The 11,981-nt window shown below is 70.1% G+C and carries 11 protein-coding genes; all 11 read right to left on the reverse strand.

From position 1 onward, the window contains the following. Positions 1-47 precede the first annotated feature (47 nt). Entirely contained in the window at positions 48-1,964 is a 1,917-nt protein-coding gene (locus QQM39_RS20385; RefSeq protein ID WP_301998599.1) for a hypothetical protein, read from the reverse strand. 46 nt (positions 1,965-2,010) lie between these two features. Beyond that, a complete protein-coding gene (locus QQM39_RS20390) occupies positions 2,011-2,472 on the reverse strand; it encodes a hypothetical protein (RefSeq protein ID WP_301998600.1) in 462 nt (153 codons plus the stop codon). Positions 2,473-2,643: 171 nt separating this feature from the next. Further along, complete coding sequence (locus QQM39_RS20395; RefSeq protein ID WP_301998601.1) at positions 2,644-3,864, reverse strand: cytochrome P450; 1,221 nt, start codon at positions 3,862-3,864, stop codon at positions 2,644-2,646. 41 nt (positions 3,865-3,905) lie between these two features. Further along, positions 3,906-4,352 (reverse strand): VOC family protein, encoded by a 447-nt coding sequence (locus tag QQM39_RS20400; protein WP_301998602.1) that lies wholly within the window; start codon positions 4,350-4,352, stop codon positions 3,906-3,908. Between the two features lie 23 nt (positions 4,353-4,375). Further along, positions 4,376-5,041, reverse strand: a complete 666-nt coding sequence (locus QQM39_RS20405) for a response regulator transcription factor (protein WP_301998603.1) — start codon at positions 5,039-5,041, stop codon at positions 4,376-4,378. Further along, positions 5,038-6,375, reverse strand: a complete 1,338-nt coding sequence (locus tag QQM39_RS20410) for a sensor histidine kinase (protein ID WP_301998604.1) — start codon at positions 6,373-6,375, stop codon at positions 5,038-5,040. The genes QQM39_RS20405 and QQM39_RS20410 overlap by 4 nt, the downstream gene beginning before the upstream one ends. A gap of 128 nt (positions 6,376-6,503) precedes the next feature. After that, positions 6,504-7,178 carry a response regulator transcription factor gene (locus QQM39_RS20415; protein WP_301998605.1) on the reverse strand — a complete coding sequence of 225 codons (675 nt, stop codon included), beginning with the start codon at positions 7,176-7,178 and terminating at the stop codon, positions 6,504-6,506. 10 nt (positions 7,179-7,188) lie between these two features. After that, the gene (locus tag QQM39_RS20420; protein WP_301998606.1) at positions 7,189-8,538 is read right to left on the reverse strand and encodes a sensor histidine kinase; all 1,350 of its coding nucleotides are present in this window, start codon (positions 8,536-8,538) and stop codon (positions 7,189-7,191) included. Then, complete coding sequence (locus tag QQM39_RS20425) at positions 8,531-9,712, reverse strand: acyltransferase (RefSeq protein ID WP_302003652.1); 1,182 nt, start codon at positions 9,710-9,712, stop codon at positions 8,531-8,533. Before QQM39_RS20425 ends, QQM39_RS20420 begins: the two co-directional genes overlap by 8 nt. A gap of 88 nt (positions 9,713-9,800) precedes the next feature. After that, positions 9,801-10,844, reverse strand: a complete 1,044-nt coding sequence (locus QQM39_RS20430) for an alpha/beta hydrolase (RefSeq protein ID WP_301998607.1) — start codon at positions 10,842-10,844, stop codon at positions 9,801-9,803. A gap of 164 nt (positions 10,845-11,008) precedes the next feature. Then, positions 11,009-11,935, reverse strand: a complete 927-nt coding sequence (locus tag QQM39_RS20435) for an alpha/beta hydrolase (RefSeq protein WP_301998608.1) — start codon at positions 11,933-11,935, stop codon at positions 11,009-11,011. Between the last annotated feature and the right edge of the window lie 46 nt (positions 11,936-11,981).

Consider the following 11,981-nt stretch of genomic DNA (forward strand, 5'->3'; position numbering starts at 1 on the left):
GCGATCACGTCATCCACACCCGCCCACCCGCGAAAAGACGCCCTGCGCTACGACTTTGCCGAGGAACCGGGCAGCACGCCGGAGATCCGCGACAGCTTGCCGCCCCGCGTGCTGACGTAGATCCAGCCGTTGGCGCGGTCCAGTCCGACGCCGCAGACCTCGCCGAGACCGTCGGCCACCACACGCTGACGGCCCTTGGCCTCGCCGGCAGCCATGACGACCTCATGCAGCGTGCCGCCGCCCGGATGGGAGACGTATGCGTTGACTGCGCCATCCAGCGCTACGCGAACGCTGCTCCCGAGATTGGTGGCCACGGCCTGCGGGGCGCCTCCATCCGCCGCCAGGTCGACCTCGTACAGCCCGCCGGCGTCATACTGGCCGACGTACGCCTTGCCGCCTTCCAGCGCTACGCCGGCGGCTCGCGGCACGTCCCAGGTGCGTAGCTGCTCCGCCGGTTCGCTGTTCAGGTTGAACTCGATCAGCTTCCCGTTGGCGAAGTCGGTGACATAGGCCTTGTGGCTCGGCAGGTCCAGCGCGACGCCGTACGCGTACATGCCCTGGGCGACCGGGGAGACGGAGCGGTCGGACAGGTTCACCGTGAACAGGCGCCGGCCGTTGTAGTCGGTGACGTAGGCCTTGTCGCCCCGCAGGTCCAGCGCCACATCGTTGACGTCGCCCAGCTTCTCCAGGACCCAGTCCGTGTTGCCGCTTTCGAGATCCACCTTGTACAGCTTGCCGCCGTTGCGGTCGGTGACGTACGCCTTTTTCTTCTCCAGGTCCAGCGCGAGGCCCTCGGCCTTCCCCAACCCGGTGGCGCGCTCGACGGGAGGCTCTTTCGACTCCTTTTGTTCTTCGCCGCCACCCTTGTAGAGAGGGTGATACCTCTTGTCGAAATTGAGTGTTTCAAGCTCGAAGATCTCGTGCACCCCGGCGAGGGTGGAAACGACCTCGGCTTCCCCTTTTTGCATGAACGGCTTGCCTTCATCGGTCAAGTCGAAGGTTTCCGCAGCCGCCCCGGTCTCGCCGAGCTTCCATGCAATGACCTTGGCGTATTTGGGCTCCTTGGCCTGTGGGCCGTCCGGGCGGGTCTCCTTGACCTCTACCGGCTCGGGGTAATACAAAGCGACCCATCCACCGAAGGAGATAGGGAATTCGTAGTCGAACCTCCTCACCTGACGTCGCTGCGTGGCCAGGACGTCCACTCGGCTGGCGACTTCCCCGCTCAGCGTGGACGATGTCTTGAAGGCAGTGGTCAAGGAACCACTGACCGAAGCAGTGATCCCAAGCATCAGCTGCGCCGACAGTTCCCCGGTGCCCGTGGCGGTACCCGTGGCTGTGGCCGTACTTGTGGATTGCGACTGGGACTCCGCGTCAGCGCCCTGATTGTCTTTGCTGTTCTTCAGGGTGGTCTTCTCGGATTGGTTCGCCGCCATGCTCTGCTGCAGTTGTTGCTGCAGCGATGCGATGACTTTTGCCCCGAAAGTGAGCTGCACCTGCCCTTGGAGCGACCAGCTGATTGTGTTCGAAATCGAGAATTCGACACTGTGAGACCATTTGGTGGGGACGGGGTCGGTTCGATTGACGTACGTTTGCTTGGCGATCACGTCAGGAGGCGGCTGTGCAATGTCACCTCGCTCTTCAATAAGCGGTACACCCACCGTCATGTAGGCGCGCCACCCGCGCTGGTGCGCCGTGCTCTCCCCATCCTTCCCGTCCTTCCCACCGGGAAAGTCGCCGAATCGCCCCTTGTTCAGAGAGAACCCGGTAGGGGCGACGTACCGGTCCTTACCATCCGGCGTTTTCCTCTCGGCCTTCCTCTTCAGTTTTTCCTTGTCCCGCTCCAGGATGACAGCGGCCCTTTGCTTGATTCTGAGCTCCTCCAGGTTTCGCCCTGTCAGTGGATGACGCACAAATCGCTCGCCAAGATGAGCCGTACTCACGTTGTTTTTGGTGGCGCCGCCCATGACCTTCAGCCTCCTTGCGTAGCAGAACTCAACGATTTGTCAGCGATCACTTGCCTTTAACCGCCCCATCGTCAGCCCTTCTTTTCGCATTTTTGGCCGATTCGGCGTTATCCTTTGCCAATCCTTCTCGCTCTTCATCGCTGATCTTTGGCCGGTCTTCGTCCCTGATCTCCACCTCCACCTTCTTGAATGCCTCATCCTTGGTCGAAGACGCCATACCGGATGTAGATTCGGGGTTTTCGCTGGCCTCCCGCTGCTTGGCGGCCGCTGTCTGGGTGTTCTTGAACAGGGGGGCGATGAAGTTGTTCATGATGCTGAGCGCCTCAGGCGACGTCTCGCGCATGATTTTCGGGTCACGCTCAGGTTCAGTGATGTCCTCGTAGAGCTCCGGATCGACCCCTTTTCGTTCGTGCCAAGCGCCAGGAATTTTTTCATGGACCTCCTGAGCGGACTCTTCGGCGGACTTGGCTTCACTTTCGCCGCTTTCGAAGATGTTCTTGAAGGACATGGGCTTCCCTCCGGGTTCCGTGTGCGCCCGCAGGCTGCCCGACCTGCAGATGCGACAACCCAGTCACCGCCGTCGTTCCTTCCAAGGGGTGACGTCCAGGGCCTGACGTTTGCGCAACTGCCTGTTTCGGCGAGCTCAGTTGACGGTGCCGGGCTTCCCCCAGGACCCCTCTCAGGCCACCTCCACCTGAAGCCCCTCCAACCCCCGGATCACAAAGTTCGGCTTCCTCTCCGGCTCTGCCGTCAGGCGCAGCGTCGGTGTCCGCTCCAGCAACGCCGTCATCGACGCCGCCAGCTCGATCCGGGCCAACGGCGCCCCGATGCAGTAGTGGATGCCGGCGCTGAAGGAGATGTGCGGGTTGTCCTTGCGGGTGAGGTCCAGCCGTTCCGGGTCGGCGAACACCGCCGGGTCATGGTTCGCGGAGCCGAACAGCATCGCGATCTCCGACCCGCGCGGAATCGTCGTACCGTCGATCTCGATGTCGTCCAGCACCCACCGCTCGAAGAGCTGGAGCGGGGTGTCGTAGCGCATGAGCTCCTCTACGGCGGACGGGACCAGGCAGTGGTCGGCCCGCAGGGCGGCGAGCTGGTCGGGGTTGCGGAACAGGGCGTACCAGCCGTTGACGGTGGCGTTGACCGTGGCCTCGTGGCCCGCGTTGAGGAGCAGGACGCAGGTCGAGATCATCTCCTGCTCGGTGAGGCGGTCGCCCTCGTCGTGGGCCGCGATCAGGCCGGAGATCAGGTCGTCGCCGGGCTCCTTGCGGCGCTCGGCGATCAGCTCCCGCAGGTACTCGGTGAACTCCACCGACGCCCGCACCGCCTTCGCCGCCGTCTCCTCGGACGGGCTCAGCTCGTACATCCCGCAGATGTCCGCCGACCAGGGCCGCAGCGGGGCCCGGTCGGACTCGGGGATACCCAGCATTTCCGCGATGACGGCCACGGGGAGCGGCTCGGCGACATCCGCCAGCAGATCACCGCCGCCCGCCTCGACGAGCCGTTCCACCAGCTCCCCGGCGAGGTTCGCCACGTACGGCTTCAACCGCTCCACCGTGCGCGGCGTGAACGCCTTCGACACCAGCCGGCGGATCCGGGTGTGGTCCGGCGGCTCCAGGTCGAGCATGCCGTGGTCGTTGAGGGTGTGGAACGGCTCGTGTTCGGCGGGCGGCGCGTCGCGTCCGAAGTCCTCGTGGCTGAACCGGTGCTGGTACGTCCGGCCCAGCCTGCGGTCCCGCAGCAGCGCCGAGACGTCCGCGTGGTGCGGGACCAGCCACTGGTTCGTGGGCTCGAACCAGTGCACCCGGCCCCGGGCACGCAGTTCGGCGTAGGCGGGGTACGGGTCGGCCAGGAACGCCGGGTCCCAGGGGTCGAAAGCGAGGTCGGAAGGAGCTGCCATGCACGGACGTTAGAACGCCGTCCCCCTCCCTGACCAGGGGGCTAGGGCCTGTCCTGAACCGCGCCGAAGTCGGGAAGCGTGATCGAGCCGTCCTCGGCGAGCGGGAAGCCGGGGTTGTGGGCGACCTCCCAGGCGTGGCCGTCGGGGTCGACGAAGGCGCTGGAGTAGAAGCCGATCGCGTTGACGGCGGCGGGCTTGGTGACCGTCCCGCCGGCCCGTTGCACCGCCGCGAGGAGCGCGTCGACCTCGGCCTCGGACCGGACGTTGTGTGCGAGGACGATTCCGCCGAAACGACCCGCCTGCCCGGGCTCCAGACCGCAGTCCCGGGCCAGCTTGTCCCGGCCCCACAGCACCAGCCCCAGGCCGCCCGCCTGGAAGAAGACGGTCTCCTCGACCTCCTGCCCGCGCCAGCCCAGGGCCTCGTAGAAGGCCTTGGACCGGGCCAGGTCGGAGACTCCCAGCGTGATCAGAGTGATGCGCTGTTCCATCCCCTCACCGTAGCCCCGGCGCCTCAGCCCGGCGTGACCAGCCGCGCCTCGTACGCGAACACCGCCGCCTGTGTACGGTCCCGCAGGCCCAGCTTCACCAGGATCCGGCTGACGTGGGTCTTGATCGTCGACTCGGCGACCACCAGCCGCTCGGCGATCTCCGCGTTCGACAGGCCCTGCGCGATCAGGACCAGCACCTCCGTCTCCCGCTCGGTCAGGTCCCCGTACGCCGCGTGTGCGGAGGACATCAGGCGCGGGGAGTCGGACAGCTTGGAGAACTCGGTGATCAGCCGCCGGGTGACGGAGGGGGCGAGGAGAGCCTCGCCGGCCGCCACCACCCTGACGCCGTCGGCGAGTTGGCGTGCCGAGGCGTCCTTCAGCAGGAAGCCCGAGGCTCCCGCGCGCAGCGCCTGGTACACGTACTCGTCGAGGTCGAAGGTGGTCAGCACCAGCACCTTGGCCGCGCCGTTCGCCGCGACGATCTCCCGGGTGGCCTCGATGCCGTTCAGCTCCGGCATGCGGATGTCCATCAGCACGACGTCGGGGGAGAGTTCACGGACCCGGTCCACCGCCTCGCGTCCGTTGACCGCCTCGCCGACGACCTCGATGTCCGGCATCGCGTTCAGCAGGACCGAGAAGCCCTCGCGCACCATCATCTGATCGTCCGCGATCAGTACGCGGATGGTCATGAGCCGTCCTCTGCCGTCGTGGTGACCGGCAGGAACACGGCCACCTCATAGCCGCCGTCCTCCGTCCGGCCCGCCGTCATCTCGCCGCCCAGCATGCTGACCCGCTCCCGCATCCCGGTGATGCCGTGCCCCGCGCCCGGCGAGGGCTTCAGCAGGGCGGACGCGGGCGGCGGGCCGTTGACTATGCGCAGGCCCAGACCGCCGAGGACGTAACCGATCTCGACGCGGGCGCTCGCGCCGGGCGCGTGGCGCAGGCTGTTGCTGAGTGCCTCCTGCACGATGCGGTACGCCGACAGCTCGACGCCCTGCGGGAGTGCGCGCACCGCTCCGGTCACCGTCTTCTCGACGTCCAGGCCCGCGTCCCGCACATTGGCCAGCAGCGCGTCCAGGTCGGCAAGGGTGGGTTGCGGGGCGTCCGGGGCCTCGTAGTCCTCGGCGCGGACGACGCCCAGGATGCGGCGGAGTTCGGTGAGCGCCGCCACCGCGTTCTCCCGGATGGTGGCGAAGGCCCGCTCCAGCTCCGGCGGCGGGTTCTCCACCCGGTAGGGGGCGGCCTCCGCCTGGATGGCGACGACCGACATGTGGTGGGCGACCACGTCGTGCAGTTCGCGCGCGATCGTCGTGCGCTCCTCCAGCAGGGTCCGCTTGGAACGCTCCTGCGCGGTCACGGTCTGCTGGGCGGTGACCTCCTGTCTCGCTTCCCGGCGTATGTGCCAGAGGGCGACGCAGAGCAGGACCATCGCGGAGACGACCATCATGGGTCCGGTGTTCGCGCCGTAGTAGCCCGGACCGATGCCGGCGCCCGCGGCCAGGCCGTACGCCCCCGTCACCAGCCACATCCACAGGGCCGTACGCGGCCGGGTGCGTACGGCCACGACCGTCAGCACTGTCAGATGGCAGGCGAAGGCGCCGGGCACCCACGGCCAGTCGCCCGCGCTGTGGCCGAGCACGCCGGTGAACGGGGTGGCGGCCATGGACAGCCAGAACGCTCCGACGGGCCGCACCATGGTCAGCAGCACGGGGATCACGCAGAGCGGACCGAGCAGCAGGGCCGAGGCACTGGTGTCGACCGTGGCGAGCATCAGCGTGAACAGGGCGGCCACCCCGATCAGCGCGTGCGGCGTCCAGGAGGCGTACTCCCGCATACGCGTCGGCAGCCGCCTGGTCAGCGGGCCGTCGACCCGCATGCGGGGCATCGGGCGGTAGGCGAAGGCGTCGTGGATCAGGTCCTGGCGCAGCCCGCGCAGGGCCTCGGCGGCCATCCGGAACTCCGGACTGCGCGGCTTGGCCCCGTCCCCCGGCGGCTGGGTCTGCGGGCGAGTCGTCTCGGTCACGTACAGAACGGTAGGCGCAGGGCCCTGTCGCGGTCGTCCCCATGGAGAGGGGTTCCGGCGGGTCCATCTCAGGTACTACGGGTATCCCCGCTGGTCGCGCCCGGTGCGGACCCCACCAGGAGCCCCGCTCAATACCCGGAGGGCCGCACCAGTCCCGACTCGTAGGCGAACACCGCCGCCTGCGTCCGGTCCCGCAGCCCCAGCTTCACCAGGATCCGGCCCACGTGGGTCTTCACGGTCTGCTCGGCCACGACGAGGCGTTCGGCGATCTCCGCGTTCGACAGGCCCTGGGCGATCAGCGCGAGGACCTCCGTCTCGCGCTCGGTCAGGTCGCCGACGCGTTCCTTGAGCGGGGCGCGGGGCCGGTTGTCCAGGCGGGAGAACTCGGTGATCAGCCGGCGGGTGATGCCGGGCGCGAGCAGCGCGTCGCCGGCCGCCACGACACGTACCGCCTCGGCCAGCTGGTCGGCGGAGGCGTCCTTGAGGAGGAAGCCCGAGGCTCCCGCACGCAGCGCCTCGTACACGTACTCGTCGAGGTCGAAGGTGGTCAGCACCAGCACCTTGATGTGCGGTGACTCGGCGGTGATGCGGCGGGTGGCCTCGATGCCGCCGAGTTCGGGCATGCGGATGTCCATCAGGACGACGTCGGGGGCGAGTTCGGCGACCTTCGCGACCGCGTCCAGCCCGTCGACCGCCTGGCCGATCACGTCGATGTCGGGCTTGGTGTTGAGCAGCACGGTGAATCCCTGCCGGACCATCTGCTGGTCGTCGGCGATGACTACACGGATGGGGCTGCTCGTCATGGTTCTCCTGTCAGGGGTGGGCGGTCGGCGGGGTGTCGCCCCGCGGGAGGAAGGCCGAGACCGCGAAACCGCCGTGCTGGGTGGGGGCCGCGGTGAGATGGCCGCCGAGCATAGCCGCACGCTCACGCATGCCGAGCAGGCCGTGCCCCGCACCCGGGGAGCGCGGAACGGGCCGCTGCGGACGGGAGTTGACGACCCCCAGATGCAGGCCCTGGAAGTCGTGCGAGATCTCGACACGCACTTCCGAACCCGGTGCGTGCCGCAGGGCGTTGCTGAGCGCCTCCTGGATGATCCGGTACGCGGACAGCTCCACGCCCGTGGGATACGAGAGGGCCTCGCCCCTGATGTCGGTGACGACGTCCAGTCCGGCGGCGCGGGTGTTGTCTATCAGGGCGTCGAGCCGGTCGAGCATGGGCTGGGGGGCGTCGGGGGCGGCTCCGCCGCCGGATTCGCCGAGACCGTAGGGGTCTTCCCCGTCCTCGGGGTTCTCGGAGCGCAGGACGCCCAGCACGCGGCGCAGTTCGGTGAGCGCGTCCAGGGCGTTCTGCCGGATGCCGGCGAGGTTCTCCTTCAGCTCGTCGGGCGGGTTCTCGACGAGGTGGGGGGCGACCTGGGCCTGGATGGAGATCACCGACATGTGGTGGGCGACCACGTCGTGCAGCTCGCGTGCGATACGGCTGCGCTCCTCCAGCACGGTGCGCCGGGCCCGCTCCTCGGCGGTGATCGTGGTCTGCTGCATCAGCTCCGCGCGCGCCTCGCGACGGCCGCGCACGGCGGTGCCGAGGAGCACGACAACCGCGGACAGGCAGACGGCGACCACCCCCGTCGGCGAGTAGTTCGCCGCGCCCCACAGCCCCTCCAGGACGTAGGTGACCAGCCCGGTCACGACCAGTGCTTCGGCGGATACCCGAGTGGGCACCCGCAGCGAGAGCAGGAGCATCACGAACAGATGGGCGATGATTCCGGCCGCTGTCCACGGCCAGGGGAACGTGTGCTCGTCGTCGTAACCCCCGTGCACCACCACGGCACCGACCACGGTCGCCGCCATCGACAGCCACCACCCGGGAATGGGCCGCCACAACGCGAGGACCACCGCACCGCCCTGCGCGAGCCCGATCAGGAAGGCGACCTGGCGGCCCACCCCGCCGTTGTCCGTCAGTTGTGCCACCGCGCCGATGGTCACGCCGAACGCGACGAGGCACAGCAGGCCGTGCGGCAGCCAGCGCAGCCACGTGGAGGGTGGCAGCGGATCCGGCTGGGCGGTCCACAGGTCGTCGCGCAGTATTCCCAGCCAGCGCCGGACTCGACTCGTCGAGCCCCGCCGGCTCCCCGCCTCCGTCACAGGGTCAACCCTAGGCATGGTGCTGTGCCTCCGCTTCGGTGCCCTGAGCGGCCGGCTGGGATCGGACCACGCGGGACGGGCGGCCGGTCGGACGCCGCGGGCCCTGTTCGTAGGCGCGGAACGTCGTCCAGCACAGCGCCAGGACCAGGGTGAACAGCGGGAGCCAAGCCAGACGGGCCGCCACCCAGCCCAGGTGGTCGGGAACGGTGTGCAGGCCGGGGAGGTGGCCCGCCGTCAGGCCCGTGGCCGTGGTCGCCATCAGGGCCGTCTGGTGCCAGAGGAAGATCGTCATCGCCGAGAGGTTGAGCAGGGCCACCGCCGCCCAGGCCAGGGGGCGGCGCATCGCGCGGCGCAACGGCCCGCGCAGGAGCAGGGCCAGGCCGCACTGGGCCAGGCCGAACGTGACGACGGCCAGCGTGGGCGGGTTGAGGTTGGAGATCCCGGCGCCGGGGACGCCGACCATGGACGCCGGGTAGCCCGCCCAGGCGACCAGTGCGGCCGTCGCCGTCGCGCCGCCCGCCAGCAGGATCCAGCCCGCACGCCGGCGCTCCAGCTCGCCCCGGGGCCAGGCCGCGCCCAGGGTGTACGGCACCAGCCAGCCGGCCGCCACGTTCGCCCAGCCGAGCCAGGCCGGGCCGCCCAGGCCGAAGCGGAGGAGGTCCACATGGAGGACGACCGCGAGGGGCCAGAGCGGGCTGAGCCGGAGGAGCAGGGGCGTCGCCGCCGTCAGCGCGGCGAAGACCAGGAGGAACCACAGGGGGGACAGGGCCAGTTTGACCAGGGTGTGGATGGTGTCGGGGTCCGTGCCGGAGACGAGCAGCAGGACCGCCGCCACCGTCCACAGGGTGAGGACCGCCGCCACCGGTTTGAACAGGCGGGACAGCCGGGACGTCAGCCACTGTCCGTATGTCGCGCCGCGCGCTCGGGCCGCGATGTAGCCGCGGGTTGCCGCATGGCCGCCGACCAGGAAGAACACGGCGAGGGTCTGGAAGGCCCAGGAGATCGGGGCCAGCCAGGGCATGTAGTGGAGCGGGCTCGCGGTGCGCAGACCGGTCCCGCCGTCCGCCACCAGGGCCGTCACCAGCCAGTGGCCGAGGACGACACCGAGGATGGCGAAGGCCCGCAGGGCGTCGACGGCCCGGTCCCGGTCGGCGGGGGTGACGGCGTCGACGCGGGCGGCGCCCCGGCGCATGCCCTGCCACACGCCCCGCAGACGCCCTTCGGCGCGGGGGCCGGCCATGGGCTCGGCCAAGGGCTCGACGAAGGACTCGGCCGAGGACTCAGCCATGCCTCACCTCCGAGGTCTCGCCCAGGACGACGCGGGCCAGGTTCACCAGGGACGTCGAGCCCGGCCGGAAGTAGTCGCTGTGGCCGCCGTCGCCCGCCGCGAAGACACGGGCGCCGAAGGACGGGGACATCGGGTCGGTGCCGAAGCCGACGACCGTGCCGAACAGGTCGAGCCTGACGTGCGGCACCTCCGCCACCCAGTCGTCGCTGCCGCGGGCCGCCCAGACGCGGGCCGGGGTGCGCAGGGCCGCCGCGGTGTCCGCGCCGGTGCCGGGGCTGCCGACCAGGGCGATGTCGTCCACGTCCAGGTGGGAGGCCGCACGGCCGCAGACCACCGAGCCGTAGGAGTGGCAGAGGAGGGATATGCGCGGCTTCCTGTCGGCCGTGAGGGCGGGCAGGTGCCGTATGAACTCCCGCAGCTTCGGGGCCGCCTCCTCGGCTCGGCCCGCCGTCGTGACCGTGGTGCTGACCGTGGCCGGGGTTTCGTAGCCGAGCCAGGCCATGACGGCGGTGCGGGTGCCGTGCGGAGCCTCCCGGGTGAGCCGCTCGTGCAGGGCGCGGGCGGCGTCGCGGAAGCGGTCGTATGTGTCGATGGACGTGTCGGAGCCGGGCACCAGGACCGCGATGCGGTCGGCGTGGGCCAGGTCGCCGAAGACCTCCGTCGCGAGGCCGGGGCCGCGGCCGTCGAAGGAGAGGAAGTGGCGGGACGGGTCGGCCATCGCGCGGTCCGCTGCGGCCCGTTCGCGGTTGCCGTGGGCCGCGGCCATGCGGGACGCCTCGGCGGCGTTGGCACGGTTGGCCGCGTATGTCTCGTCCAGGGTCGCCGCCGTCACCGGCGCGAGGGCGGCCGGGGCCGGGGCGGGGATCTCGGGACGGGCGGCGCCGGACAGCGGGACGACCACGGCACCGGTGATCAGGGTGGCGAGGAGAGCTCGGCGCCATCTGTGGGTGCGGTGGGCCTTCTTCTTCGGCTCACTCGTCCCGGCTGCGCCGACCCCCGTGGTACGCCCCGCGGTACGCCCGGTGATACGCCCCATGGTCGTCTTCCCTTCCAGTCCGCCCGGCCATCGGGCTTGTCTGGAGGGGAAGTTACGGATCCGGCCTCGTCGCCCGCGTCCCGCCAGGGAGCTCACCTGCGACGTAGCTCTCAGGTATTACGGGTAGGAAGGGGCTCACCCAGTACGGGACAGGAGTCGCCGAGTCACCACGCCAACTGCGCGATCTCCTCCACCACCACCGCACACGCGTCCGCCGCCGGATCGATCAGCGGAAAGTGTCCGACGTCCTCCAGCAGCGTGAGACCGACCACCTCCCCCGCCTTCGCCGCCGCGTCCGCGTACGACTCGGCGACCGCCTGCGGGACGACGATGTCCGTGCGGCCCTGGACGAGCGTCGTGGCGATGCCGGTCGGGAGCAGGAGCGCGGGGTCGGCGTAGGGCCGGCGCTCGGCGAACTCCACCGCGCCGCCCAGGAGTTGCCGCGCGGCACCCCCGCAGACGTCCAGCTTGTCGGCGACCGTGAAGTCGGCGATCGGGGCCAGGGCGACCACCCCCCGCAGGGGAGCGGGGCGGTCCGTGCGCCAGGAGGCGTCCGCGGGGAGAACATGGCGGGCCGCCGCCCAGAGGGCCAGGTGGCCGCCGGCCGAGTGGCCGGTGAGCACCATGCGGCGCGGGTCGGCCTGCGGGAGCAACTCCCGTACGAGCGCGGGCAGCGCGTCCAGCGCGGCGGCCACGTCGTCGAAGGTGTCCGGCCACCGCCCGGCGACCGGCCCGCCGCCCGCACGCGCATCCGCCGCGCCGCCCGCACCCTCCGCGCTCTCCAAACCCTCCGCTCCCTCCGCGCCCCGCCGGTACTCCACATTGGCCACGGCGAACCCCCGCCGAGCCATGAAGTCCGCGAACGGCGTGACATGCCGCCGGTCGTACGGAGCCCGCCACGCCCCGCCGTGCAGCAGGACGACCAGCGGGGCAAGGCCGCCCGGACCGGCCTCGCCGCGCGGCGCGTAGAAGTCGATCACCTGGTCGGGGTGGTCGCCGTACGAGGCGATGGCGTCGGGGTCGACGGGCGGGTGCGAGAAGGCCGACTCCTCTTCGGCAGCGGCCCGGGCTGCTGCGACGTCGTCCGGCATGCTCCAACCTCTCAGCGACGGAACGGATTTGAACGAAAGGGGGTGG

It is taken from the genome of Streptomyces sp. DT2A-34, assembly GCF_030499515.1.
Taxonomy (GTDB): domain Bacteria; phylum Actinomycetota; class Actinomycetes; order Streptomycetales; family Streptomycetaceae; genus Streptomyces.